Origin of the sequence: Neptunitalea chrysea, from assembly GCF_027924145.1 — a bacterium.
GTDB classification, from domain to species: domain Bacteria; phylum Bacteroidota; class Bacteroidia; order Flavobacteriales; family Flavobacteriaceae; genus Neptunitalea; species Neptunitalea chrysea.
Genome location: NZ_BRVP01000012.1, coordinates 25,694 through 51,495 on the forward strand (window position 1 = coordinate 25,694; position 25,802 = coordinate 51,495).

At 31.6% G+C, this 25,802-nt stretch carries 27 protein-coding genes; 4 read left to right on the plus strand and 23 right to left on the minus strand.

The genetic code is table 11. The annotated features are described in order from the left end of the window. Positions 1-5: 5 nt before the first annotated feature. The 6 genes from NBRC110019_RS09755 to NBRC110019_RS09780 form a co-directional block, all read right to left on the minus strand. Positions 6-1,481 carry a DUF5687 family protein gene (locus NBRC110019_RS09755; RefSeq protein WP_281754435.1) on the minus strand — a complete coding sequence of 492 codons (1,476 nt, stop codon included), beginning with the start codon at positions 1,479-1,481 and terminating at the stop codon, positions 6-8. Between the two features lie 64 nt (positions 1,482-1,545). Further along, entirely contained in the window at positions 1,546-2,262 is a 717-nt protein-coding gene (locus NBRC110019_RS09760; RefSeq protein ID WP_281754436.1) for a hypothetical protein, read from the minus strand. A gap of 10 nt (positions 2,263-2,272) precedes the next feature. Beyond that, positions 2,273-2,980 carry a hypothetical protein gene (locus NBRC110019_RS09765; RefSeq protein ID WP_281754437.1) on the minus strand — a complete coding sequence of 236 codons (708 nt, stop codon included), beginning with the start codon at positions 2,978-2,980 and terminating at the stop codon, positions 2,273-2,275. Beyond that, on the minus strand, positions 2,977-3,426 hold the full coding sequence (locus tag NBRC110019_RS09770; protein ID WP_281754438.1) for a hypothetical protein: 450 nt from the start codon (positions 3,424-3,426) through the stop codon (positions 2,977-2,979). Before NBRC110019_RS09770 ends, NBRC110019_RS09765 begins: the two co-directional genes overlap by 4 nt. Before the next feature lie 14 nt (positions 3,427-3,440). Next, positions 3,441-3,695 carry a hypothetical protein gene (locus NBRC110019_RS09775; RefSeq protein ID WP_281754439.1) on the minus strand — a complete coding sequence of 85 codons (255 nt, stop codon included), beginning with the start codon at positions 3,693-3,695 and terminating at the stop codon, positions 3,441-3,443. Positions 3,696-3,699: 4 nt separating this feature from the next. Beyond that, positions 3,700-4,032 (minus strand): PadR family transcriptional regulator, encoded by a 333-nt coding sequence (locus NBRC110019_RS09780; RefSeq protein WP_281754440.1) that lies wholly within the window; start codon positions 4,030-4,032, stop codon positions 3,700-3,702. 359 nt (positions 4,033-4,391) lie between these two features. Between NBRC110019_RS09780 and NBRC110019_RS09785 the strand changes: the two genes are divergently transcribed. Next, positions 4,392-4,901: a hypothetical protein gene (locus tag NBRC110019_RS09785; RefSeq protein WP_281754441.1), complete on the plus strand. Its 510-nt coding sequence runs from the start codon at positions 4,392-4,394 to the stop codon at positions 4,899-4,901. A 68-nt stretch (positions 4,902-4,969) separates the two neighbouring features. Then, a complete protein-coding gene (locus NBRC110019_RS09790; protein WP_281754442.1) occupies positions 4,970-6,019 on the plus strand; it encodes a ferredoxin--NADP reductase in 1,050 nt (349 codons plus the stop codon). Here the strand turns inward: NBRC110019_RS09790 and NBRC110019_RS09795 are convergent. Both NBRC110019_RS09795 and NBRC110019_RS09800 read right to left on the minus strand, forming a co-directional pair. Beyond that, the gene (locus NBRC110019_RS09795) at positions 6,004-7,080 is read right to left on the minus strand and encodes a glycosyltransferase family 9 protein (RefSeq protein WP_281754443.1); all 1,077 of its coding nucleotides are present in this window, start codon (positions 7,078-7,080) and stop codon (positions 6,004-6,006) included. The genes NBRC110019_RS09790 and NBRC110019_RS09795 overlap by 16 nt on opposite strands. 13 nt (positions 7,081-7,093) lie before the next feature. Next, positions 7,094-7,699, minus strand: coding sequence for a DUF4254 domain-containing protein (locus tag NBRC110019_RS09800; RefSeq protein ID WP_281754550.1), 606 nt, complete (start codon positions 7,697-7,699; stop codon positions 7,094-7,096). 109 nt (positions 7,700-7,808) lie between these two features. Between NBRC110019_RS09800 and upp the strand changes: the two genes are divergently transcribed. Continuing rightward, positions 7,809-8,468 (plus strand): uracil phosphoribosyltransferase, encoded by a 660-nt coding sequence (upp, locus tag NBRC110019_RS09805; RefSeq protein ID WP_281754444.1) that lies wholly within the window; start codon positions 7,809-7,811, stop codon positions 8,466-8,468. On the opposite strand, the gene NBRC110019_RS09810 is transcribed toward upp, so the two are convergent. Further along, positions 8,457-9,386, minus strand: coding sequence for a DUF6427 family protein (locus tag NBRC110019_RS09810; protein WP_281754445.1), 930 nt, complete (start codon positions 9,384-9,386; stop codon positions 8,457-8,459). The two genes, upp and NBRC110019_RS09810, sit on opposite strands and share 12 nt — an antisense overlap. A 49-nt stretch (positions 9,387-9,435) precedes the next feature. Here NBRC110019_RS09810 and NBRC110019_RS09815 point away from each other — a divergent pair, with 49 nt between their 5' ends. Then, positions 9,436-9,663, plus strand: a complete 228-nt coding sequence (locus NBRC110019_RS09815; RefSeq protein WP_281754446.1) for a DUF6341 family protein — start codon at positions 9,436-9,438, stop codon at positions 9,661-9,663. Between the two features lie 2 nt (positions 9,664-9,665). Here the strand turns inward: NBRC110019_RS09815 and purD are convergent, their stop codons facing one another. The 14 genes from purD to NBRC110019_RS09885 form a co-directional block, all read right to left on the minus strand. Further along, the gene (gene purD, locus NBRC110019_RS09820; protein WP_281754447.1) at positions 9,666-10,943 is read right to left on the minus strand and encodes a phosphoribosylamine--glycine ligase; all 1,278 of its coding nucleotides are present in this window, start codon (positions 10,941-10,943) and stop codon (positions 9,666-9,668) included. After that, the gene (locus tag NBRC110019_RS09825) at positions 10,940-11,716 is read right to left on the minus strand and encodes a glycosyltransferase family 2 protein (RefSeq protein WP_281754448.1); all 777 of its coding nucleotides are present in this window, start codon (positions 11,714-11,716) and stop codon (positions 10,940-10,942) included. The genes purD and NBRC110019_RS09825 overlap by 4 nt, the downstream gene beginning before the upstream one ends. Positions 11,717-11,725: 9 nt before the next feature. Next, the gene (locus tag NBRC110019_RS09830) at positions 11,726-12,775 is read right to left on the minus strand and encodes a UDP-N-acetylglucosamine 4,6-dehydratase (RefSeq protein WP_281754450.1); all 1,050 of its coding nucleotides are present in this window, start codon (positions 12,773-12,775) and stop codon (positions 11,726-11,728) included. Between the two features lie 41 nt (positions 12,776-12,816). Beyond that, entirely contained in the window at positions 12,817-13,959 is a 1,143-nt protein-coding gene (locus NBRC110019_RS09835) for a DegT/DnrJ/EryC1/StrS family aminotransferase (protein ID WP_281754452.1), read from the minus strand. Between the two features lie 21 nt (positions 13,960-13,980). Beyond that, entirely contained in the window at positions 13,981-15,342 is a 1,362-nt protein-coding gene (locus tag NBRC110019_RS09840) for an exopolysaccharide biosynthesis polyprenyl glycosylphosphotransferase (RefSeq protein ID WP_281754453.1), read from the minus strand. A gap of 129 nt (positions 15,343-15,471) precedes the next feature. Next, positions 15,472-16,614, minus strand: coding sequence for a glycosyltransferase (locus NBRC110019_RS09845; RefSeq protein WP_281754455.1), 1,143 nt, complete (start codon positions 16,612-16,614; stop codon positions 15,472-15,474). A gap of 5 nt (positions 16,615-16,619) precedes the next feature. Further along, a complete protein-coding gene (locus tag NBRC110019_RS09850) occupies positions 16,620-17,894 on the minus strand; it encodes an O-antigen ligase family protein (protein WP_281754456.1) in 1,275 nt (424 codons plus the stop codon). Then, positions 17,866-18,933, minus strand: coding sequence for a hypothetical protein (locus tag NBRC110019_RS09855; RefSeq protein WP_281754457.1), 1,068 nt, complete (start codon positions 18,931-18,933; stop codon positions 17,866-17,868). Before NBRC110019_RS09855 ends, NBRC110019_RS09850 begins: the two co-directional genes overlap by 29 nt. Further along, positions 18,933-20,012 carry a glycosyltransferase family 4 protein gene (locus NBRC110019_RS09860; protein WP_281754459.1) on the minus strand — a complete coding sequence of 360 codons (1,080 nt, stop codon included), beginning with the start codon at positions 20,010-20,012 and terminating at the stop codon, positions 18,933-18,935. The genes NBRC110019_RS09855 and NBRC110019_RS09860 overlap by 1 nt, the downstream gene beginning before the upstream one ends. Before the next feature lie 16 nt (positions 20,013-20,028). Beyond that, positions 20,029-20,943: a sulfotransferase family protein gene (locus NBRC110019_RS09865; protein ID WP_281754461.1), complete on the minus strand. Its 915-nt coding sequence runs from the start codon at positions 20,941-20,943 to the stop codon at positions 20,029-20,031. A gap of 6 nt (positions 20,944-20,949) precedes the next feature. Next, positions 20,950-22,272 carry an MATE family efflux transporter gene (locus NBRC110019_RS09870; protein WP_281754463.1) on the minus strand — a complete coding sequence of 441 codons (1,323 nt, stop codon included), beginning with the start codon at positions 22,270-22,272 and terminating at the stop codon, positions 20,950-20,952. Beyond that, positions 22,251-23,237 carry an SDR family oxidoreductase gene (locus NBRC110019_RS09875; RefSeq protein WP_281754464.1) on the minus strand — a complete coding sequence of 329 codons (987 nt, stop codon included), beginning with the start codon at positions 23,235-23,237 and terminating at the stop codon, positions 22,251-22,253. Before NBRC110019_RS09875 ends, NBRC110019_RS09870 begins: the two co-directional genes overlap by 22 nt. Positions 23,238-23,264: 27 nt before the next feature. Further along, positions 23,265-24,515, minus strand: coding sequence for a nucleotide sugar dehydrogenase (locus NBRC110019_RS09880; protein WP_281754466.1), 1,251 nt, complete (start codon positions 24,513-24,515; stop codon positions 23,265-23,267). 238 nt (positions 24,516-24,753) lie between these two features. Beyond that, on the minus strand, positions 24,754-25,800 hold the full coding sequence (locus tag NBRC110019_RS09885) for a hypothetical protein (protein WP_281754467.1): 1,047 nt from the start codon (positions 25,798-25,800) through the stop codon (positions 24,754-24,756). Positions 25,801-25,802 lie beyond the last annotated feature (2 nt).

Below are 25,802 nucleotides of genomic sequence, written 5' to 3' on the forward strand. Positions count from 1 at the left end.
ATTAGTTAGTTTTTCTTTTTATAAGCAGCCACTGTGGCATATTTTTGTTTTTGGTATTGCTTCTCAATAAATTTAAAAATAGGCTTTTTAAAAAGTATCCCTACAACTCCTGATGCACCTAAGCAAATAACGCCAGTATATAAATCATTTGTTATTAAGTAAGGAATTAGAAAAATGACAATTGGTAAAAGCAATTTTGGAAGTGCTATTAATAACATAGAAGCGTTAAATGCCTGAGTATTAGAAAATGCTTTTGCCTTTTCATTCAACGGAATAGCCGTTTTGTTAAAAACACCACCCCACAACACTACAAAGGAATTTAACCCTATGTTAAAACATGCCCCTGCAATAACGAAATACAAAATATCCATACCAAAATACACATATGGTATTGCCAAAATAAACGAAATAAAAGTAGCCACTACCATTAAGTACCATTTACTCTCTAAATAGGTACGATATTTAATATTTTGGCTCATCATTAAATTATAATACTCACTATCCCAAGAAGGTACATTTTGTCCGAATGTCATTAAAAAACCTCCTGTAATAAACATAGCAATAAAAGGTTTAATCCATAACTGATTATCATATACAGATTGTGTAAAGAATATCAATCCGTAACCTACAAATAGAATAGAAATAAACACCACTTGTTTTGGACGCTTGTTTCTCCAAATCATTTTGATATCATTTTTTAAAAATGGCGCCACTTTACCAAACCTATCTAAAAAAGTAAGCTCTGTTGTTTTTACTTCTTGTACTTTTTTCTTGATAGAGCCATCTAAATAAAAATCTTTTCTAAGAAAATTGTAATTGATATAGTAAAACAATGCTAACAACCCAAACGGCAGCAATGCATAGTAATAGTTTGTGTAAATACCATTTAAAAAGCTACCAACATAGGGTGCTGCATCAAAATATCCATAGTACGCCAAGCCAATAAAGGTTGCCAAAACACCTACTATAACAACAAAATATAAGTTGTTTTTATTAATTAAAAAATTAATAAAATTAACCGTACATGTTATAGCTAACATAGACATAAACCATAAGGTTACTCCAAAAACATCATACCCTTCTATTAGCAATACAATGGTAAACGGAATGTAAAAAAACAATGGCAATAGATTGAAAAAAGAAACCAATCCTTTTGCTAGTAAAAAGTTAATAGATATTCTACGCTTTATAGGCAAAACCAACAACGGTTTAATATCTAAAACCGGTAGTTTTTGCATGAAAAACCTAATAAGTAAATCAACTATAAAATAATAGATTAAAGCACTATTAACAACAAAAAGAGGATCTAAACCATCACCTTCCTTTTTTATAATAAAATAGGCTGCTATTCCCATAAAGCTAAAACAAGCAATAAAATAAAGCGCAAAAAGCGCCATAAAAATTTTAGTGATGAGTTTTTGCTCAAAAGCAGGTGAACGTTTTAACTGCTTCCATTGAAGTGATAAGAATTTTTTTACCATAAACCATGGTTATTTTAGTGGTTATCTATAAAGTTAGTAGATTTTTGTAAAAAACGTTACAGAATTACTCAAATTTATTATACTCTGGGTACACTTGAGTTAAGTACTTATGAGCTCTTTTAGGTATGTAAAAGAAGCAAATAAAACCATATACATATAACAACACTAAAGTAATACTTATTATTAGCGCATAATAAAAAACAACAACTCCGTTATCATCAATCCTATTGAAATAGATGTTTAAAAAATTAAATGGTACATGTACAACAGCAAAGGCTCCCCCATAATTAAATATAATCTCTTCTAATAAAAACTTCTTTTTTTTCTCTGTTCTATTTTTCTTGTTTCGAATCATCAGCACTAGTGCAATAATAGCCATAAGAACCGTTACCCCCATAACAAACTCAAAACCATAAGAAAAGTGCATTAATAACCAGTAAATTAAATACATACTACCCAATGACAGAATAATACGTGGAACCTTAAAAAAGGTCAACATTTCTTTCCCCACCATTTTATAATACCTTTTACTAAGTACTTTTTGACGTTGTTCTATGATATCGGAAAAGCCAAAAATTCCAAATTTTTTAAACTCTACTTGTAATGCATCTTCAAAAGAAATATAACTGTTGGTTTTCCATTGCTCCTCTATACCATTAGCCAAATGATCTACCAATTCTGTTTGTAAATCATAATACGCTACATAGTGCTTTCTGGTAAAACCGAATAACTCTTGTATTTCTTGCTTAGACACCACTCTATGTTTATAGTTTTCACTCATAGCACCAAGCTTAAATTTTACCTAATTGTTTATAGCCAGGGTGCATTTCATCTAAATATTTTGAAGCATTTATTGGTATCATTATAAAGGTTACAAATAAATACAAACCAAAAACAACCATTAAAAATGCAGTAATCCATCTCATATACTCACTCATATATCCCACTTTTTCAAAGGTACTTACACTACGCCAAAACAGGGAATTAAAAAGCACAAGAGGAATGGCTACATAATCTTTATAAAGTATTTTCTGAAACACCAATTTAGCTTTACTCCTTCTATATTTACGATATTGATACAGCGTATATGCAATTATAAAGAGTAAGACAACCGGAACTAGATACGTGTAAAACAAACTTAAGGTACCTATTTCCATTAACCCCAGTAATAAATATATCAAATAGACCATTAATACCGTTGCAATGACTTGTGGCAACTTAAAAAAGCCAACCATCTCTTTCCATATCATCGTATGATACCGTTTCTTTAAAAAGAGATATTTTTCTTCCTGAATATTCTCAAAACCACTAACCCCAAATTTTTTAAACTCTTCATTAAAGGCAATTTCAAATGATACATGCTCATTTTCTTTCCACTGCTCTTCTATTCCATTAGCCATATGATCTACCAATTCCATTTGCACATCATAAAACTCAACATGTTTAGTAACAAAAAGATATATATCTTCAATTTGTTCTGTTGTTAATTTTTTATTCATGACTGTTCATTTAAAAACTTATATTCAGGAAAAGTCGCTGTTAAATACTTTTCGGCACTCTGTGGCAACTCATAAAACACACTAAAACTAACCCGTAAAAAAATAATTATAACACCGGCTATAACCCATTTATCATCATCATTAACCACATGATTATCAGTATATGAAACCAATGCATTAATAATAAATATGTTTAGAATAAAAAGTATATTCTTGGCATAAGTACCTTTCATAAGACTCTCTAATAAAAACTTATTTTTTCTTTTATTAAAAGATCGGGTATACTTAATGTAAAAGAAAAGCTCTCCGCCAAAAACACCCATCATTATACTAATAAAAAACATATCTAAAGAAGCGCTATTTAATAGCCCTAAAGTTGTGTAAAGCAAAAAGAAAAGTACTACCCAAATTAACCCTAGCCAGGTTTTAAAAGATGAAAAGCACATATAGACTATTTGTTTTAAATACCTCTTTTTAGCAACGCTGTTTTTTCATCCTGAATCTTTTTAAATCCCAATACACCAAACTTATCCGATTCCTTTCTCAATGCTTCTTTAAAAGTAACATCGGCACCTTGTTCCCATTGAGCCTCTATTCCTTTTGTTAAATGATCAACAATTTCGTTTTGCACATCAAAATAGTCAACCTCCATTGCCACATGTTTAAATAAATAAGCAACCTCTTCTTTCGATAACTTATTGTTTTTACGATTCATGATGCTAGCTAAATTTAGGATTTAAAAGAGTTTGCATGGTCTCTAAATACTTTTCTAACTCTGCTAATTTAGACACCGTCTCCTTTTGTCCTTTCTCAGTAAGTTTATAGTATTTTCTTAATCTTCCATCCACTTGTTGAACCTCAACATCTACTAACCCTTCAGCCTCTAATTTATGCAATGCCGGGTATAGAGCACCTTCAGTAATTTTTAAATCACCCCTAGTTACCTCTTTAACTTTCTGTGTTATTTCGTACCCATACATCTTATCATTACTTTCTAAAAGTTTCAATAAAATAGTATGTATACTACCCTTAAAAAGATTTGTTTTACGCATAATACGGTATATTAATAATTCAAATATATAAAATACTTACATACATAAAAATATTAGGTATGTAATTTTAACATAAAAGAGGCATCCTGTTTAGGTTAACAACCGGTGGTTCCGTCTTTAATTCACTTATATAACAACGAATAAATTAATAAAAAACACTTACATTTTAATTATTAATTAATAAATAGATAGATATATTATCATATATCTAATTTTACAGAGCTATAGAAGATAAAATTTGTTACACTAACACTAAATATGTAATATTACTCCTTGAAAACTTATCAAAATTTTATCAACCGTTAAAATAATTATTACAATACATTATGAAAGCTAAAACCTCCCTGAATACTCTCATCATGCTTTTATTATTTACAGGTGCTATGTATGCCCAAGAACCTAAATTATCAAAATTTGCTCCTGAAAATAGTAATGCTTCGGTAATGCCTCCTTCTAGCACATCAAAATTTCAATATGAAAGCGTTGAAGTTGGTGTCAAATATGGTCTTCCTTTCGACTATTTTGATTATGCTTTAAACTTTGATGCTAAGCTTAACTTTACAATTTCCGAAAAATCACTATTAACTGCAGATGTTCAGTATACCAACTTTTCTAAAAAAGATGGTGTAGACGTTACTTTATTACCAGTTAAATTTGGTTTCAAAAATTATCTTGCCGATATATTTTACGGAACAGCAGAATTGGGTACTGCAATTGCCTTATCTAATGCAGAAGGCGCACAGCTTGCATACGGATTAGGAGCTGGTGTTAGATTGTCTAACAATCTTGATTTTAGTTTAAATTACGAAAATTACACAGGATACACGGGTACTCAGTTAGGTTTTAGAGTTGCCTATGCCTTTAAATAAAAGCACCTCTTATTTGTAGGTTACTTTTAAATATCGTGACTTCTTGCTACATTTAACAAAAAATTTTGATGAATAGAGCATACAAGTTAACGGTAAAAGACTTAAAATATAATACATCAAATGCGGTAGAAATCGCATTTGATGTACCTTCTACATTAAAGAATACATTTAAATTTATTCCCGGACAATACATTACCCTAGAAAAGGAACTAAACGGAGAAACACTTAGACGCGCTTATTCTATCTGTACCGATCCTACTTCAAGAAGCCTTGCTATTGCTATAAAAAGGGTTAATGAAGGTACTTTTTCTATCTATGCCAACGAAGTACTGAAAGCTGGTGATGTTTTAGATGTATTTCCTCCTCAAGGACGTTTTACTTACAAACCCATTAATACAGGCAACACAATAATGGCCTTTGCCGCAGGAAGTGGTATTACACCCATTATAAGCATTCTAAAAACTGTTATTTATAAAACCAATAATCCATTTACATTAGTTTATGGTAGCAAGTCTATTAAAGATTGTATGTTTTATGAGGAATTAATGGATTTGCATAGCAAATTTTCGAATAGACTTACGATTCATTTCGTATTTAGTCAGCAAAAAGAACCAGAAGCCGATTTTGGAAGAATCGATTCTACTGTTGTTACATCGTTACTTAACGAGTACCCATCTAAAGAAGACTTAGAAGCTTTTTACATATGTGGTCCTGAGACTATGATGACCACTATAACAGATTCTTTAATTGAAAATAATATACCTAAGAGTTTAATTTATCAGGAACTATTTACTACAGACCCTTTAGAACCTTTAAAAAATGTTTCTTTAGAAGAAGGAATGTGTACAGTAAAAGTTACCACAGATGACGAGGAAACTACCTTTGTAATGAATAAAAAACAAACCCTTTTAACTGCAGCACTAGCCAATGGTGTAGATGCCCCTTATTCTTGTCAGGGTGGTATTTGTAGCAGCTGTATAGCAAGGGTTACAACAGGTAAAGCAACAATGGTTAAAAATCAGATTCTTACTGATGATGAAATCGCAGAAGGCTTCGTTTTAACCTGTCAGGCATATCCAGATACAGATGCTATTGAAATAGATTATGATGACGTATAATTATGAGCTTTTACTGTTTTAAGATCTAAGATTTTGGTAAGTTTAGTAACCACCTCTTTAGGATCAATGGTACGCATAACATCCTCATAACCTATTACTTCTTTATTACCATAAACAGATGTTGGCAACATAGGATATTTAGCTCTGTCTGAAACAAAAGCATTTTCCATGGGTTGCCTAAATGGCATAAAACCAGCGTACGGGTGCGTTGCTCCCCAGAGTGTTAATACATTAACTCCCATCATTGCAGCTATATGAGCATTCCCACTATCCATGGCCAATAACACATCTAAATGGCTAATTAAAGTAACTTCTTCTTCAAAAGTCATGTTTCCGGGCACTATATACGTGTTTTTGTACCCTTGTCTCAACTCCTTTAATTTAGCCGTTTCAGCTCTTGAGCCAAATAAAAACACTTTTACATCTCTATATTCTGTAATAGATGCCACTAATTGCTTCATTAAATCTTCAGGGTATATTTTGCTATCATATTGTGCATAAGGTGCTATCCCTAACCATTTTTCGTGCTTAACATCTCCTGAAAGTTGAATAATATCTTTAGACAAAGGCTTTTTCTCAGGAAAATCAACCACTGAAAGATCTATAGGATACCCAAGGCTTTCGAACGTATCTGCATGCCTCTGAAACATTGATTTAAGCTCTTTAAAATCTTTATTTAGTGACCTTACCAAGGCTTTCTTTTCGTCTCTTCCCTTATCGGTGTGTGCTACCTTTTTACCCCAAAGTCTAAATAAATTTCTAATAATTTTAGACCTAAGAACATTGTGTAAATCGGCTACAACATCAATATTTAGCCTCTTTAAATCCGCAAAAATTTTAAAAATACCATCAAACCCCTTATGTCTCTTATTAAGGTTTACACCATAAAAATGAACTCCGGGAATAGTATCAAATAGCGGCTTAAAAAAATGGTGAGACACTGCAGTAATTCTTACCTCGGGATATTGCTGCCTAAATGCCCTAAGCACAGGAATTGTCATAGCCACGTCACCCATGGCCGATAATCGGATTACTAAAATGTGTTTAGCTTCAGCAGCCATCCTAAAAGGTGCTTTAATTCTTACCCTGGTACAATACAGGATTTAATTCATCATCATTGTACATCTTCATTTGCTTGTATACTTTCATATACTTTTCTCCGTTCTCAATATCCTGTAAAAGCGTATCTATAGCGCTAGACAAATCTTTCTTTTGTTCTAATAATACTGCGAGCTTTTCTGCACATTTAGCTTTATGCGATTCAGAAGCGCCTTCACGGTCTACTTCTTCTTGCATGTGATATATTTTTAGTGCTAAAATAGATAATCTGTCGATAGCCCAAGCAGGGCTTTCCGAATTAATTGTAGCAGAACTCTTTGGTTCTACACTCTCGTATTTGTTAAGAAAATAACTATCAATATATTCAACGGTATCCGTTCTATCCTGATTAGAAGCATCTATCTTTCTTTTAAGATCAAGTGCCGCAACAGGATCTATTTGAGGATCTCTGATAATATCTTCGTAATGCCACTGTACTGTATCTATCCAGTTCTTTCTGTATAACAAATGGTTTAGGCTATCAGAAGGATACGGATTTTCAAATGGTTGATAAACGTCATCCAAAATGTGATATTTTTCAATACTTTCTTCAAAAATTTTAAATGCAGCCTCACTAAACATGTTCATGATATTATCTTATACTTTTAAAAGTAACTCAAAAAAGTTACCCTTTTAGATTGCTACAAATATACTTTAAATAATTACTTTTGAGTAATAATACTTTAGTGAAATGAAGATACACCACTTATCATCTGAAAATTCTATTGTTCATAAATTTATTAATGAGCTTCGAGATGTTACCATTCAAAACGACAGAATGCGTTTTAGAAAAAACATTCATCGCATAGGAGAAGTACTTGCTTATGAGCTTAGTAAAACACTTAAGTACACAAATAAAACTATTGAAACGCCACTTGCACCCTATAATGCATCTAAAATTTCTGATGACGTTGTTATATGCTCTGTTTTAAGAGCTGGTTTACCCTTACACGAAGGTATTTTATCTTTTTTTGACGAAGCTCAAAACACATTTATATCTGCCTATAGACACCATACCAATTCTGAAAATGACTTTGAGATTATAGTAGAATACTTAGCATCTCCTTCTATAGAAGGGAAAACGCTTATAATTGCAGACCCTATGTTAGCTACGGGACAATCTTTAGTGGCTGTTCAAAAAGCTCTTGAGAAAATGGGTACTCCAAAACACATACACATTGCAGCCGTAATTGGTGCCACGCAAGGTATTTCATTTGTAGAAAATCATTTCCCGGAGAATACAGACCTCTGGATTGCGGCTATTGACCCTGAACTTAATGAAAAAGGATATATTGTACCCGGCTTAGGAGATGCCGGAGATTTGGCATACGGAACCAAATTACAACACTAAAGACAGTACTGCTAAAAGCAATAATGGCCAAAGCAACAACTCTTTAAAATGTTTTTTTTCCTGCTTTTCTATTAACAATGCTATAAAAACAACTAATGGAAAAAATGTAAAAATTACTACCGATTTATTAGTAGCGTCTACAATTTGCAAAAATATGCTAAGCACAAAAAGAAAAGTTAAAAACCAATACGGTTTCTGAAAAGAGATTGATTTACTTTGGAAAGAAGCCAAATATGATAGCATTCCAAATACCCCTACAGGAAGTATATAACCAATAGATATATAGTTAATTACTCTATTATATTTAGGAAACCCAAAGGTTACTACTTTTAGATCTTCAGGCAATGTAAATACAATAACACAATCCTTTATAATATAAAATTGGTAAAGAACATACCCCAAATAAAGTAACCCAAAAACAACTAATGGAATTAACCAATTCCTTATATCTTTAGCATCATATAATACAATAGTTATATAGCACATTAACAACAGGAGTACCCCCCAATGATAAACAAAAGCCCCAATACCAATAAGTAAGAAACTATCAAATATTTTGGCCTTCACAGACTTTAAAGAGTGTAATGATAATAATCTTCGAGCACCCAAAATAAACAGCAAATTAGCTATCAGTATTTCCCTGTTAACCATTACTTCTGGGAAACAACCAATAAGTAGTACATAAATAGCTACAGCATAAGTTGTATGATTGGTTAGTTTGTTTTTATAAAATAGAAACGCGAGTAACAAAACAGATATTAGAAGTATTACAAAATTTATGGTAATGTCTAGATATGTAATACTTTTTAAGACTTCAAGACTGCTAAAACTTATTGCCAGAACAACCATTACAAGCAGCAGAAGTATTACCGCAATGTAATTTATTGGTTTTGTTTTCTCAAAAATGCTTGAAATCATTGTTTCTTTTTATATTTTTGTCTTGTAAACATAATTCAACTTTACACTCATGAGAGATTTACTTGAAGGCGTAGCATACATTTTTGAAAACTATTTGTTTGTTCCGTTTAACTATTTAAAAGCACTTGAGCTAAAAAATTGGTGGGCAGCCAGTACAGTAAGCTGGATATTTATCATCATCGGTTTTGTTGCATTCATTTACTGGATGCGTGAATTAAATAACTACAACAAAACCGAACCAGAAGATAAATCGATGTCTGCACATTCTTATATGTAAGACTATAAATCGAAACCGATATCTTTACGATAATACATCTTATCAAAATTTAGCTTGTCTATATTTTGATAAGATTTTTTTAGTGCTTCTTTAAAATCTTTCCCGTAAGAGGTAACGGCAATTACTCTACCTCCGCTAGTAACTGTTGCACCATCTTTTATAGTAGTTCCTGCATGAAAGACTACTACATCTTCAGCTGTAATTAATTCTTCTCCTGTAATTACTTTACCTTTTTCATAAGCCTCAGGATAACCTCCAGAAACCGCCATTACTGTTGTAGCAGCACGTTCATCTATTTCAAAAGCTACCTCATCTAAAGTCTGAGTTGCTACTGCTTCTAATAACGTAACCAAGTCCGATTTAATTCTAGGAAATACAACCTCCGTTTCAGGATCTCCCATACGTACATTATACTCAATTACATACGGATCGTTAGCTACTTTAATTAATCCAATAAATACAAACCCTTTATATGGTATGTTATCCTTTTGAAGTCCGTCTACTGTAGGTTTTACAATACGGTCTTCTATTTTCTTCATAAACTCATCATCTGCAAACGGTACCGGAGAAACCGCTCCCATACCACCTGTATTTAATCCAGCATCACCTTCACCAATACGCTTATAATCTTTAGCAGTTGGAAGTATCTTATAGTTTTTACCATCGGTAAGCACAAAAACACTTAACTCAATTCCGCTTAAAAACTCTTCTATAACCACTTTGGTACTTGCATCACCAAATTTAGCATCAACCAGCATGTTTCGTAACTCTTCCTTAGCTTCATCGATATTTTCGATAATAAGAACCCCTTTACCAGCAGCTAACCCATCAGCCTTTAAAACATATGGTGGCAACAATGTTTCTAGAAACTCACAACCTTCTTCTACGGTATCTTTAGTAAAACTCTTATAAGCTGCGGTAGGTATGTTATGACGATCCATAAACTCCTTAGCAAACTCTTTACTTCCTTCTAAAGTTGCTCCCAATTTCTCTGGTCCTATTACCGGAACCTCCTTTAATTCTTCATCTTGAAGAAAGAAATCGTGCACCCCTTTTACTAACGGGTCTTCGGGGCCAACAATCACCATTGAAATCCCTTCGTCTAATACCAATTTCTTTACTGCCTCAAAATCTGTTGCACTAATAGCAACATTGGTAGCTATTGCATTTGTGCCCGCATTACCAGGGGCTACAAATAGCTTATTAACTTTAGTACTCTGTGCAATCTTCCATGCAAAAGTATGTTCTCTCCCTCCAGATCCTAAAATAAGTATATTCATGAATGTTTTTTAGTTTGCTTAGTTTTTACAAAAAAATGCTCTAATAAAAAGCGCGATAAAAATACTCCCGACTTTAAAACACCAAAGTTAAGTGCCTTTCTGTAAAAAATATAATTATGCTTTAATAAATTCATTTTATTTGAAGAAATAGAGCCATTACGCACTCTATATCTTGCTAAAGTTTCAGAGATACCGTACGCAGCACCACTAACCTTTATACACGACAACCACAAACCCCAATCTTGTCGTTTTCTAATAAGCGGCATAAATACCTTCCCAAGCTCTTTAGCATTGTACATGCCTGTTAGGTTGCCTACATAATTACTTTTAAGCATCTTATTGTAAGTTACCTTAGGTAATGCCTCTATTCTAATGGCTTTAGAACTCCCATCTTCATTCATTAATTCATAGGATGAAAACGATACGAGTACCTCAGGGTTTTGTTGCATAAACGTTACCTGGGTTTTAAGTTTTTGAGGTAACCATATATCATCGGCATCTAAAAAGGCAATATAATGACCTTGAGCCTCATTTATAGCCATATTACGAGCATAACCTGCTCCTTTGTTTGATGATAGCTCTATAAGCTTAATACGTGTGTCTTTACCCTTAAAATCATTTACGATTTGCCTAGTAGTATCTGTAGATGCATCGTCTACTACCAACAACTCCCAATACGGATAAGTTTGTTGTTGAACTGATACTATAGTCTCTGAAATAAACTTTGCTGAGTTATAGGTTGGGGTAACGATAGAAACTAACGGTTTTGCCACAATACAATTTTATAAGATTGAACAATTTGTAAGCGCTTCAATAAGCGCTAATTTAATTTTTTGGGGTGAATGAATGTGGGCAATTATTTCCTCTAGATGATTACATATAGCTACAATATTACTCGTGTTTCTGTTTTCATATAACGCTATTATTTTAGTATGTGTAGTTGGCTTTATCAGTGCTGTTTTTTCATATAATTCTTCATACAACTTTTCACCTGGTTGTAATCCGGTTTCTATAATCTCAACTGGTGTAATACCTAACAAATCAATTAATTTATTTAATATAGATTCAATTTTTATAGAGGCTCCCATATCAAATGTATACAATACATGAGCATCGTTTAAAACTGTACATTGCAATATTAAATCACAAGCCGCATTAATTGTTAAAAAATAGCGCTCTACCTCTTTACTTGTTAAGGTTACAGGTTTACCCGCTAGTAACTGACTCTTAAAAGTTTCTATAACCGACCCGTTAGAATTAAATACATTACCAAATCTAACGATAGAAAATTTAGTATTGGTTATGATTCCCTGTTGATACAGCACATATTGCTCTGCCAATTGTTTTGTTATTCCTAAAACACTAATTGGATTTACAGCCTTGTCGGTAGAAATAAAAACAACCTTTTCACAATTACTAGAAACGGCAACTTCACATACATTTTTAGTTCCTAACAGATTTACTTCTATAGCTTCTGCCGGATTTTCTTCGGTTAACCAAACATGCTTATAAGCTGCCACATGAAACACAATATCAGGTGTTGTTTCATTAAAAATGGATTGTAACCTATTTTTGTTTCGTATATCTGTAAGATACCTTAAATTGGTAGCTCCTGTCTCAGTAACATATCGAGAAATAGCATGAAGCGGTGTTTCTGCTATATCAATCAATATCAATTTTGAAGGGGTATATTTTAGCACCTTTTTTACAAGATTACTACCAATACTCCCTCCCGCTCCGGTAATTAAAACGGTTTTTCCTGATAGGATTTTATATATCGCATCTACATCAATATTATAGTCTATTTCAGGTATAAAATCCGATTCGGTCATAGCAAAATTTTTTAAATATAAATTTACAAAAAGAATTTAGCTTATGACTTAAAATACTTCTTTATAGTATTTTCTATATATCGTAAATCTTCATTGGTAAGTACAGGAGAAGAAGGCAAACAAAGTCCGTTTTCAAATAAACTATCTTCTAGATTAGCTCCAAAGTATTCAGCTTTCTCATACAAAGGTTGTAAATGCATAGGTTTCCATAGATATCTACTTTCTATTCCCATACTAAAAAGATACTCTTTAACGTCCTTATTCGATTTTCCGTGCTCATTCGGATGGATTAGTATACACGTTAACCAATAATTAGAAATGTACGCTACAGTAGGCTCACTTATTACTTCTATATAATCATATGATTTGAACAAACTTTTGTAAAACGCATTAATGGCTCTTCTTCTTTCTATAAAATTGGGTAACCTGGTTAATTGTGCCCTACCCATTGCGGCCAACATATTGCTTTGAGCATAATTAAAGCCTAATTGACTGTGTTGGTAATAAGAAGATTCGTCTTTAGCCTGGTTTGCAAGAAAACGAATGTATTCTGCACGCTCCTTAGTTTTACACAAAACAGCTCCACCACTACTCATGGTAATTATTTTGTTACCATTAAAGGATACAATACCATAATCACCAAAAGTACCACAAAGTTGATTTTGATGACTACTCCCTAATGCCTCTGCACTATCCTCAATAACAGGAATATTGTATTTTTTACTTATCTCAATTATTTGGGTATAATTACATGGCATCCCATATAAATCTACCGTAATTATAGCTTTGGGAAGTTTTCCTTTATTGGTATAGCTTAAAATAGCCTTCTCCAATTGTTCCGGACACATATTCCAGGTATTCAATTCAGAGCCTATTAAAACAGGTTTTGCGCCTACATACAACACAGGGTTTACAGAAGCCGCAAAAGTAAAGCTCTGCACCAACACGATATCTCCTTTGTTAACTCCAAGTGCTAACAACGACAAATGTATTGCGGCAGTACCCGAAGATACAAGCACCGGAAATACTTCATTTCCAAAAAATTTCTTTAACTCGTTTTCAAATAGTATACATTGCGGACCACCAGGAGCTACCCAATTATCTGAAAAGCTTTTTGAAACATATTCTTCTTCCAACTCGTTTACACAAGCCGGAGATAACAATATATTTCTTTCTCTTCTCAAATAATTGTAGTTATGAAGTTATTAGTACGCCTTTTCTTCTCCTTTAACGGCATTGTAAACCGTAAGGAAGCTAATTTTAAGATCTAAAAGAATAGACCAATTCTCTATATAGAAGATATCAAACTTAACACGATTGATAATATCATTATCAGTTTCTACCTCACCTCTGTATCCTCGCACCTGCGCTAAACCTGTAATACCAGGTTTAATAAAGTGACGCACCATAAATTTATCAATTCTCTTCGCATAGTTCTCTGTATGAGAAATCATGTGAGGTCTTGGCCCTACAACTGACATATCTCCTAATAATACATTATAAAACTGTGGCAGTTCATCTATACTGGTTTTTCTTAAAATGGCTCCAACTTTGGTTATACGCGCATCTCCCTTAATAGCTTGTTGTTTATTAGCATCTTTGTTAGGCGTCATAGATCTAAATTTGAAACACTCAAACTCATGATACCCTACACCACTTCTTTTTTGTTTAAAAAATACGGGGCCTTTAGACTCTAATTTAATTAAAAGTGCAACTAACGGTGTTAACCATGATAAAACAAAGATGATTACTAAAGAAGAAAAGAAAATATCAAATGCTCTCTTTGCAATTTTATTAATTGGCTCATCTACCAAAATACTTCTTAAAGATAAGATTGGGGTATACCCATAGTACTCATATTTAAGCTTTTTACTAAAGATTGCTTTATTATCGGGTAAAAACTTAATCAGTTTCAAGTTATTATCAGCAAAGGCAATAAATTCGGCAATATTTTCATCACTCATTTCAGATAAAGAACAATAAATTTCATCTATATTATTGTCTATAATGAAGTTAAAGCATCCCTCTATATTAGAAAATGTGGCGTTATGCCCTACAGAAACAAAACTTACAAAGTGAAAACCAAGCTCAGGATTCTTCTGAAAAAAATCTTTAAGCATTAGTGTATTTCTGTTCTGGCCAATAATAATAATACGTTTTTGACTACCTCCTAAAACTCTTCTATAGCGTTTCATAAAAAAGAAGATGGTAAGCCTTACCGCTCCCATAAAAGCCATTATCAGAAAACCATACGCAACTACCTGAAAAGGTGGCAAGTACACATTATGAAAGATTCCAAAAAACGTAAATGTAAAAAGTAACATTATAAAACTTTGTCTAAAAGTTTTAGATGCTATACTTATTAGATTCGTATATCTGTGAATTTCATAAAAATTCTGTTGCAATGAAGTAAAAAACCAAACAATTGAAATGTAACTATAAAAAGGAACATTAAAATTACCTTCAAATAAAAAAAAGTGTCCTATTACATTTAAAATAAGAATGTCTATTATAAACGACATGGGTCTAATAAGACCTGTCGATTTTCTCTTTTTAATAACACTCATAATTGGTTAGTTATGTAAAATATGGTTTAACGGACGATAAAACTAAGAAATATATCAAAATCTAATGCTAATTTTAGAATAATATTGCTTTAAGTTTTTAATTTTTGATTAAAAACTTAAAAAATATACCTATCGAATATCAGAATATCTTGAGTAAATACTCTCTAAAACAGGGATATTCTTCTCAAGATTAAATATTTCATCAAAAACCATAAATGAATTACTTTCAAATCTGGCTCTTAGTTTTTGTTCGTAATATAATTTATTAATTCTCTTAACCATTGTAGATACATCATCTTGTTTCACAATATACCCGTTAAATCCGTCCTCTATTAAATCAACATTCCCATCACACTCTGTAACCACACAAGCTTTAGAAAGAGCTAAACTTTCGATAATTGAATATGGTAATCCTTCATATCTAGATGTAGTAATATACAACCAAGACTCCTTTATAATAGTAAAAATTTTTTCTCTATCAATCCATTCAATTAATGATATATTATTCTTTAAATCTAATTCATCAATCATTTTCATAATAGAATCTTTGTTAGGGCTATATTCACCAACGCCCATTACCACTAAATGAATATCAGGGATCACTATTTTTAATTGTGCTATCACTTTAACCATCATTTCTATGTTCTTTTGGTAAGACGGTCTACCAACTGTACAAATATAATTTGGTTTAAGATTAAACTCTTTAAAAACTTCATTAGTATCAGGCGTTTTTCTAATAGGTAATACCGAATTTTTAAAAACAATAACTCGTTTCTTTTTATAACCTACTTCTTTTAATCCTCTATTCATTTCAGAATCTGAAGTAGCTAATAAATATGAATTAAACCGCCTGAATATCTTTTCTATAGTTAAGTATACTTTTTTTGCCATAGGAGAACTGGCACTCAAATAAGAATAGGCATGCGGTGTATGTAATACCGGCACTCTATAAAATAATGAAGCCAACCTACCTATAATACCTCCTTTAGCACTGTGCGCATGAATTAAATCAGGTTTCTCTTTACGTAAAATTTTAACTGTCTCGTAAACACAAAGTAAGTCCCTTAAAACACTTATTTCACGCTGAATAGGAATTTTATATTCCAAAAGCTTTTCACCCTTGTTATTTATATATCTCTTCTTCTTCTCATCTTTCTGGTGAATAACAATATTCTCAAACTTATCAGAATTAATATTCTCAGAAATCAACCTCAAATAAATCTCAAGTCCACCAACCGAGTGTGTTACATGCGCTATCTTAATCTTTCTCAACGTATTCAGTTATTTTTTGTATTATAAAAATACTTATTGGCAAATATAGCAAACCATAAAGCGCTAAAGGTAATACCATCATATCGAATTAAAAAATCGTCTGTAAGATTAGAAATAAAAAACAATAAAAAAAATGATATTATTACAGAATCTTTTAGTTGCCAACCTAAATATCCTATTCCAAACATAAAACAAAAAATACCTATCAACCCTAAAACACCAAATTTCAATAGAAAATCGATATATTGATTGTGAGTAGGAAACTCATATTTAGCCAAAAATTTTTGATCTGTATTCTTATAATAGTCTACCAGTTCATGCCTTGCATCAGATGCCCCGTAACCGGTAAACAACCTGTCCTCTGATAATTCCAAAGCCGATTTCCAAATAGAAACTCTAGTCACCAGCTTATTAAAAAAACGTATTTCCGGATGTTCAACAGCATCTAAATTTCCTACATACTCCATATCTGAAAAACTGCCCTCTGTAAACTTCTCCACTGAATAAGGAAAGATCTTTACAAAAGCTACCATACTAGTAATTACCACGCCCAATAAGATTCCGGAAACCTTTATGGCCTTATAAATATTTTTATTCTTAAACAATTCAAAAAAACATACGATACCATATCCTAAAACTGTTGTAACCACCGCAACCCGAGTATTAATGTACATTACAATTACAAACGACATCACCAGAAAAAACCCATGAAGCAAGAAGGGTTTCCAACCCTGTTTTCTATTAAAAAAAAGGTATAAACAGCAGATACTAACAAATGACATGTGCAAGTTTAATGCAGGGGCATGTATACCAAAACTATATGCAAAATTATAGCCCATCTCCCATAAGTGTATTCCGTGAATATATTTTAAAACATTATCAAAATACAGAATAGCATATCGTACATACAGTAGTAACAATAAAATTACCATGCCAAAAGCATACAACTTTAAAAACTTTTTATAGTCAAATGTCTTTCTATAGCCTAGTAAAAATGTGGGGAAAATTATAAAAGAAAGACGCTTTTCAGCAGATTTCCATCCTTGATATAAGCTATCATTATTCCAAAAGAAAATAACATCCAATAAAAACGGACTGGCTATTAAAAACCACCAAAATAATTTTCTTCGATCATACCTTAAATTCTTATAGAACGAAAGATTAAAAACTACAAATACTAGTATTAGTAGGGAACTAAATTTTCTAAAAATTAATGTTGATGCAATCAATAATAGAAAATAAAAGAATATTTTATCGTAATTTTTTTCTAAGGTCTTCATAATAAAATAGATAATAAATTAAAGGAAAAATACCTGCTTTATGTCTAATAGCAGACCCTAAATCGGGTTCAAAAACCCCTTGAACCACAAAAAACGAAAACAACATTAAAAAAAGCCATAATTCAGGATTATTCTTTCTTCCTTTTTTAAAACAATGCCCGAACCTTATAAACAGTACTACAAAAAACAATAATTGCCATATTACAAATGCAACAATATGCGGAGATAATAAATGTTTTAAGCCATTTACTGGAAGGTTAACAGAAAAAAAACCATGAAATATACTTACCAATTCTCCATACCAGGTATCGGGTGCCATAGGCGACAAGATCATTGAATTAGCATTATCCTCTCCTAACCTACTAATATTAATTCTATATCTAGTTTCTTCAGAGATATATTTGCCTTTTACCACACCATAACTCAACGAGATAAAAACCATTCCCATAAGAGAAATAAAGATTGTAGTAAGCCTTTTATTTCTTAAATTAAGCTTGCTTAGTGCAAACATACCTATAGACAATACAATAATAAACAAATAGTATATTCTATAAAAAACAGCAAAAATTAGAAGTAAAGTAAATCCAATGGCCAACGCTTTTTTTACATCAGTCCCATATTCTTTAAAAACGAATATAATTAAAGATACATAGACAAAATTCAAAAAATCTTTGGCAGGCATAGACAAATAAATTGCCGTAATTATAAATAAAAGATAGATAAGAGCGTTCTTTAAACTTACCTTATGAAAGTTTTTTGAAATACCTATTTTAAAAAGAATGTACAATACAATTGAATATTGCATAAATCCTATAATAGAAAAGTGTATGTACTTTAAGCCTGTAATGTTATAAAACAAAATTGTTAAAGGATAGCTACCTATATAGCCTATTTCATTGTATCTGTCGTAGATTAAAACATTTGTATCTAAAAAAAATCTTTCTGGGAGATATAAAGTAGTGGTACATGAAATTAGTAAGCCAATAGTGCCTATTAAAATAAAAGTAAATACATTTCTTTTTATAAGAATCTTTTCCATTATTTTAAATAAATATCATTCAATCTATTAACATACTTAGATGGTTCAAAATTTTCATCAAAAAATTGCTTCCCACTTTTACTAAGCTGGTCTCTTAAATCAGGATTTTTATATAAAATACGAATCTTTTCTGCAAGACTCTTCGGGTTACTTACCTCAAACGTTAGTCCATTAACATTATTCTCTATTAATTCTGAAAAACTTGTAATATCAGAAGAAATAATAGGGCACTCAAATTTAAATGCCTCTAAAATAACTAACGGAAGTCCTTCTGAAATAGAAGGTAATACAAATAAATCAGATGCTTTAAAATACTGATATACCTGATGACTAATTCCTTCAAAAAAAACAACAGATGTTAATTCTAATTTCTCTGTTAGCTCTTTTAATTGCTCTAATAAAGCTCCCGAACCTACCAGATAAACCTCAATTTGCTGTTTTATATTTTCTTCAAGTAAATGAATGGCTTCAATTAAAGTATGCACAGATTTATGGGAAATAAACCTACCCACAAACAATATTTTAAACTTATCTTGATGTTTAGCTAAATTAGTGGGCATAGGAAGTTCTGAAGTATGACCAACCGAAATGGTATTATAAAGCAAGTAAATACGCTTATAATCAAGCCAAAATTTCTGGTGGATATGTTCCTTTAAAGCCTTAGAAATTGCTATTATTTTTGTTTCTCTACAGATAACATTAAACAATATACGATAAAGTATATAATACAAAGAATCCTGAAAATTATTCCTATATGTTGTACTATGCACTGTAGAAATGGTTTTAATTCCCTTACAAGACCTTGCCGCTAACAGCCCAAATAAATCTGCATGGGTTAAATGCGTATGTACAACATCGGGTTTAATTTTTTGTAATACCTTTCTAATTTCGGATATGATATTAAATTTTAAAGGTATATGTATTACATTCACCCTCTTATCAAACTCATTAACCAATTTTGGCACCTTAAAATAAATCACTGTTACCTCATGAAATTCTAATTGCATTCCGGTAACATTTACCAGTAATTTTTCTGCTCCTCCTACTTCTAATGAGGTTATGATGTGTACAATTTTCATGAGATATACTTCCGTTTTATTTTAACCAGTTAGATAAATCTCTACTAACTACTTTTGAGAGTTTTAAAATATCTTCTTTAAAATATTCTTGTAAATATTTTTTTTCTTCCAAAGGAACCCCAACTTTCTTTAAATTTTTATCCTTCATTCGCTCTTTTCTCTCGACAAGAAAACTTCTTACCTTTTCAGGTACGTATTGCTTAATTTCTCTTGGAAACACGGCCTTTTCTAAAACTTTTTGAAGCAACTCATTTTTAGGTACTCCCGAAATATTATACCTAATTCCATAGTCCAACTCTTCTTCTTCCTCTACCCCAATGAAATCAATCAATCCCTTATAAAATGTCTCAGGATCGTCTTTAAAATCGTCATAAAAAAGTACAGAGGTATCAAAATTTTCCATAAACGGAATCACTTGTTTACTATAAAGTCCCTGTTCTTTATAACGCCACAAAAAATCATAATGCTCTTCCTTTCGCTTTTCCTCCAATAACAATGCTTCTTTAAAAGTTTTGGTTTCTCTACTATCTCTTATCAAGTGCATATAAGCAGAAAAAGCCCTTTTGGTAGGATCTCTTAAAACAATAATTATTTTAGGATATTTATCTTTAGGGTAATACTTTTTTATACTCTCAATAGTATTTTCGTAATACAACAAATACTCTACCGAAGCATCTCCTAATTTCTGATTAGGCTTGCTTTTATCAAATAAGCTCAAATAATGATTTAAATCTTTTATAATAGCCTCATTGGTAACCTCATCTCCAACTCCTTTAAAGATGGGATCCATATTAGAAAAAAATCTACATTCTTTTCTTGCAGGAATAAATATTTCTGAATGTTTTTGTAGCGTAGTTGCAATTGACGTAGTACCACATTTAGGCGCTCCTACAATTAAAAAATCTGGTAAATAAATATTGTCTACTTTCAAAGCTTATTATTTAAAATTATAAAAAAACAAAATTTTATCTTTTCTATATACGTAATAAACAGCTAACAAATTCCAAAAAATCATGCTTATGGCTGTACTTACTGCTGCTCCATTCATTCCATAATCTGGAATAAAATATATATTTAAAATTAAATTTAAAACAAGAGCAACCAGAAGTATTCTTTGAAAAATAAATTGTCTTCCAGTCATATTAAGATATACCCCAACAGATCCGGAAAACACATTTATAAACTGGCCAAATGTACATATTAATAATGAAATATAGGCTTCGGTATAAGCCGTTCCAAAAAAACCTAAAATAGTTTTGGGAATTAAAAATAACATAATTAAAACCGGAATGGTTAAATACACATTCATTTTTATCGACTTGTTTATAATCGATAACAGTTTATCTCTTTCACCCGAATAAAAATATTTAGCAATATCTGGGGCTACTATAGAATTTACTGCTAACAAAACAATGCTAGTTACAGAACTCACCTTTACAATTACTCCATAATAAGCAACAATATTAAAACTATGGTAATGCTCCAGAATAATAACATCAGCACTTTGCATAATTAGCATCGTTAAAAAACTAATAGTCATAGGGTAAGATGTTTTAATAATATCTTTAAATCCGTATGAGTTATTAGAATCCGTTTTATGACGTAAGTGGATAGGTGTATCTTTTTTTAAATTTTGTAATAATCTAAAAACATATAAAGAAGTAGTAGTTGCAAGCAGAATTAAAGCCAATATAACCCCATCCAAAAGATAATTATAAACTCCAAAAACATGAATGGCATAAACCATAACTATCACCAAGCCATACCTCACTAAGTTTCCAAAAATTTCAGAAGCCATTAATTGCTTCAAGCCTCGTATAGCTCTAAAATTTAATATAGATAAGCTCAGAAAAAAAACTCCCAAAAAGGCTTTTAAGAGAACTTTTTCTAGATTCTTATCTAGTATCTGAAAATCAAACACATAAAACAATAGGTACGCTCCAAGTAAAATACTACTTGTTACCAAAATAATACCCACTTTTTTAAAGTAAATATCTCTTACCTTATAAAAATTACCCTCAGCCTCTAGTTTACCCGCAAATTTAAGAAAAGCATCTTGTGTACCTAAAACAGCTATAGAACTCAATAAAATAAGCATGGAGTTAAGGTAATTAAATTGCCCTACTAGTTCTTTATTAAAAAATTTAGTTACCAAAACCAGAGAAAAAAAACTTAGCCCTGCCCCAATTCCTTTCAAAAAAACAACTAGAAGACCACTTTTTAAAAAAGCCCCCATTTTTAATTTTTGCCTAAAAACCATTGTACCGTATTTTTTAAACCCTCTTCAAATTTAACAGTGGGTTTATACGCTAACAAATGTACTGCTTTTTCAATAGACGCTAAGGAGTGCTTTACATCCCCTGCGCGTTCTGGTCCGTATACTGGTAATTCAGGAGATACAATTCCATTTGCTATCAATTCATCTTTAATAGCAGTAAACAGCTCATTCAAATTCGTATTTTCACCGCAAGCTACATTGTACACCGTATTAACAGCCTCCGCATTATCTATTAAAGCAGCCAATTGATTCATTTGAACTACATTGTCTATATAGGTAAAATCTCTACTATGCTCTCCCGTGCCATTAATTACAGGTTGTTCCCCTAATTTCATTAAATTGATAAACTTAGGTATTACCGCAGCATAGGCTCCGTTAGGATCTTGCTTTGGGCCAAATACATTAAAGTAACGTAATCCTATGGTTTCTATACCATAGGTTGTAGCAAACACCTTCGCATATAATTCATTTACATATTTAGTTACCGCATAAGGAGATAGTGGATTTCCAATACTATCTTCTTGTTTAGGTAACCCAGGATGGTCTCCGTAGGTAGAAGAACTTGCAGCATACACAAAACGTTTTACCTTGTTTTCTTTTACAGCCCACAACATATTTAAAAAACCGGAAACATTTACATCGTTACTTGTAATAGGATCGTTTATAGAACGCGGTACAGATCCTAATGCTGCCTGATGCAAAACTATTTCTACATCTTTAGTAGCTTTTAAACAGGTATCTAAATCTCTAATATCTCCTTCAACAAAAGTAAAATTAGGATGCGCAAAATGGTACTCAATATTCCGCATATGTCCGGTAGCTAAATTATCCAAACATATTACTTTATTATTTTGAGTAAGCAAGACATCTACAAGATTAGATCCAATAAAACCTGCTCCTCCTGTTACTAATACTGTTTTGTTTTCAATTTGCCTATTCGCGGTCATAGTTGTTATTTACTACTTCTATTAATCTTATAATGAGTCTGTTGCCAACCCTTTTTCTAATATGTTCTTTACATCAAATATGATTGTATCCTTAGCAATAGTATCCCAATCATAGGTTAAAAACTCTGCATGTCCAACTGCTATAATAATTCCTTGATACTTCTCAATAGCTTCAGAAGTCACATGTATTCCATATTCATGTTCAATATCTTCTGTTTTAGCAATAGGATCATAAATATCGGCTTCAATACCATACTCCAATAATTCGGTATAAATGTCTATTACTCTTGTATTTCTAATATCAGGACAATTTTCTTTAAATGTAAAACCTAAAATAAGTGTATTTGTACCCTTTACATTCTTTTTGGTATTAAGTAGGTGTTTTACATATTTCTTTACCACCTGAGCGCCCATATTATCGTTAATTCGTCTACCAGCAAGTATCACTTCAGGATTATGTCCTAAGCTCTGTGCCTTGTAGGTTAAATAATAAGGATCTACCCCAATACAATGACCTCCTACCAATCCTGGTCTAAACGGTAAAAAATTCCATTTAGTACCAGCTGCTTCTAAAACTTCCAATGTATTAATATCCATTTTATCAAATATCATGGAAAGCTCATTAACAAAGGCAATATTTAAATCGCGTTGAGAATTTTCAATTACTTTAGCTGCTTCCGCCACTTTAATAGAAGATGCCTTGTGCGTACCGGCAGTTACTATAGAACCGTAAAGATCATCGATAAAATTAGCAATTTCTGAAGTGCTGCCAGAGGTCACCTTCACAATATTATGTACACGCCTTTCTTTATCACCCGGATTAATACGTTCAGGAGAATACCCGCAATAAAAATCGATATTGAATTTCATACCGCTAATCTCTTCCAAAATAGGTACACATACCTCTTCTGTACACCCAGGAAAAACTGTAGATTCGTATATCACAACATCTCCCTTTTTAAGCCAATTAGCTACTTCTTTCGTTGCAGAAACGATAGGCGTTAAATCTGGCTTTTTATATTTATCAATAGGTGTTGGTACGGTTAGAATAAACACATTAGCCCTTTGCAAATCTTTAGGGTTAGTAGTATAATGTAAGGTTTCTGCGGCTAGTAATTCTTCTTTAGATACTTCACATGTGGTATCTATTCCTTTTTCAAGCTCTTCAATACGTTTATTATGAATATCAAACCCTATTACCTCATAGCCATTTTTTGCAAATTCTACAGCTAACGGCAATCCAACATATCCTAATCCTATAATTGATAGTATACTCATATTTCTAATTTGTATTTAACCGTTTCAAAGGTAATTTTTATAATTCTATTTTTATAAGTTAAGGTATGTATCTTCGTTTAAATACTTTTCTTATCTAAAAAAAGTTAATTATTTCCTTAATTATCGAAATCAAATAATAAAAGAAACAACCTTACAGTAGACTAAATGTACTTATCTAAAAAGTAAAAAGCTTCTTTATCATATGATAAAGAAGCTTTTATTTTAAGGTTAAAAACCTCTATTTATTATATGCTTTTAAAAAAGTATTTAGCCTTAAAAGTAAAATAACCACAAAAACCAAGGTTATAAATAATAGCGGTAAAACTACCTTCATTTCTCTTGAAATTCTAATCACTTTAATACCCCTATCAGGAAATTCTGAGATTACATTTAATGACGCCTTCTGAGTACCCTTATCTTCATTTAATTTAACCAAACTTCTTCTAATATTATTTATCTGCTCTATCAATTCAACACCATTAAAATTGTTGTTTCTGTCATCAGATAAACTAATACTAGCACCCGCCCCAGGGTTTTCTGCTGCAGCTACCATAGATTCTCTATAAGCAATTTGCATAGAATCTATTTCAACCAATTGCTTTCTCAAAATAGTGTCTTGTAACGCTATATTGGTTTTCTTTATTTTCTCTTGCTCTTTAAAATAAGGGTTTTGAGAAACTGATGCCACAATAGAATTTTCAAGCTTTTTAACAACTGTATTATCTGTACTTACTACTTTTACCGTATGGTAGGCAGCATCAAAATCATTAAAATTATTTGAATACATTTCATAGTCAAAACTCTTTTGAGTTAAGGTATCAAGTCCTTTAATAAACTTATCATACAAATACAGCTTTTGTCTCTCTGTAACTAATGCTTCCACAGAAAAAGATACAATTTTACCTGCTTCAGATGGAGTAATCTTCATAGCCTTGGCTAAGGTTATTGAATCTTTAGAAACCGCCAAATCACTAAAATAAGCGATTTGATTATAAAGTTGTATCGAACTATTAAAATTTGGCTCTACCACCATTTCAGAAGTATAAGTAGGGGCTTTAGTTTTATCTAAAAATACTCCCGCAACCACACCAATAACTAAAGCAATTACAAAGTAAATTATATTCTTTTTTATTAAAAGAAGTAATAGGATAAATACATGAAATATCCATTTGAATAAGTTCCCTATAGACTTAAAAAAATTCTGAATACTTTTCCCTAAATAGGCAAAAAACTGAATAATATCAATTTCATCAGAATTATGGTCTTGGTTGGATTGGTTGCTCATAG

Coding starts and splice junctions, on each gene's coding strand:
- NBRC110019_RS09755 (WP_281754435.1), bottom strand. CDS start 1,481: ATGGTAAAAAAATTCTTATCACTTCAATGGAAGCAGTTAAAACGTTCA.
- NBRC110019_RS09760 (WP_281754436.1), bottom strand. CDS start 2,262: ATGAGTGAAAACTATAAACATAGAGTGGTGTCTAAGCAAGAAATACAA.
- NBRC110019_RS09765 (WP_281754437.1), bottom strand. CDS start 2,980: ATGAATAAAAAATTAACAACAGAACAAATTGAAGATATATATCTTTTT.
- NBRC110019_RS09770 (WP_281754438.1), bottom strand. CDS start 3,426: ATGTGCTTTTCATCTTTTAAAACCTGGCTAGGGTTAATTTGGGTAGTA.
- NBRC110019_RS09775 (WP_281754439.1), bottom strand. CDS start 3,695: ATGAATCGTAAAAACAATAAGTTATCGAAAGAAGAGGTTGCTTATTTA.
- NBRC110019_RS09780 (WP_281754440.1), bottom strand. CDS start 4,032: ATGCGTAAAACAAATCTTTTTAAGGGTAGTATACATACTATTTTATTG.
- NBRC110019_RS09785 (WP_281754441.1), top strand. CDS start 4,392: ATGCTTTTATTATTTACAGGTGCTATGTATGCCCAAGAACCTAAATTA.
- NBRC110019_RS09790 (WP_281754442.1), top strand. CDS start 4,970: ATGAATAGAGCATACAAGTTAACGGTAAAAGACTTAAAATATAATACA.
- NBRC110019_RS09795 (WP_281754443.1), bottom strand. CDS start 7,080: ATGGCTGCTGAAGCTAAACACATTTTAGTAATCCGATTATCGGCCATG.
- NBRC110019_RS09800 (WP_281754550.1), bottom strand. CDS start 7,699: ATGTTTAGTGAGGCTGCATTTAAAATTTTTGAAGAAAGTATTGAAAAA.
- upp (WP_281754444.1), top strand. CDS start 7,809: ATGAAGATACACCACTTATCATCTGAAAATTCTATTGTTCATAAATTT.
- NBRC110019_RS09810 (WP_281754445.1), bottom strand. CDS start 9,386: ATGATTTCAAGCATTTTTGAGAAAACAAAACCAATAAATTACATTGCG.
- NBRC110019_RS09815 (WP_281754446.1), top strand. CDS start 9,436: ATGAGAGATTTACTTGAAGGCGTAGCATACATTTTTGAAAACTATTTG.
- purD (WP_281754447.1), bottom strand. CDS start 10,943: ATGAATATACTTATTTTAGGATCTGGAGGGAGAGAACATACTTTTGCA.
- NBRC110019_RS09830 (WP_281754450.1), bottom strand. CDS start 12,775: ATGACCGAATCGGATTTTATACCTGAAATAGACTATAATATTGATGTA.
- NBRC110019_RS09840 (WP_281754453.1), bottom strand. CDS start 15,342: ATGAGTGTTATTAAAAAGAGAAAATCGACAGGTCTTATTAGACCCATG.
- NBRC110019_RS09850 (WP_281754456.1), bottom strand. CDS start 17,894: ATGAAGACCTTAGAAAAAAATTACGATAAAATATTCTTTTATTTTCTA.
- NBRC110019_RS09855 (WP_281754457.1), bottom strand. CDS start 18,933: ATGGAAAAGATTCTTATAAAAAGAAATGTATTTACTTTTATTTTAATA.
- NBRC110019_RS09860 (WP_281754459.1), bottom strand. CDS start 20,012: ATGAAAATTGTACACATCATAACCTCATTAGAAGTAGGAGGAGCAGAA.
- NBRC110019_RS09870 (WP_281754463.1), bottom strand. CDS start 22,272: ATGGTTTTTAGGCAAAAATTAAAAATGGGGGCTTTTTTAAAAAGTGGT.
- NBRC110019_RS09875 (WP_281754464.1), bottom strand. CDS start 23,237: ATGACCGCGAATAGGCAAATTGAAAACAAAACAGTATTAGTAACAGGA.
- NBRC110019_RS09880 (WP_281754466.1), bottom strand. CDS start 24,515: ATGAGTATACTATCAATTATAGGATTAGGATATGTTGGATTGCCGTTA.
- NBRC110019_RS09885 (WP_281754467.1), bottom strand. CDS start 25,800: ATGAGCAACCAATCCAACCAAGACCATAATTCTGATGAAATTGATATT.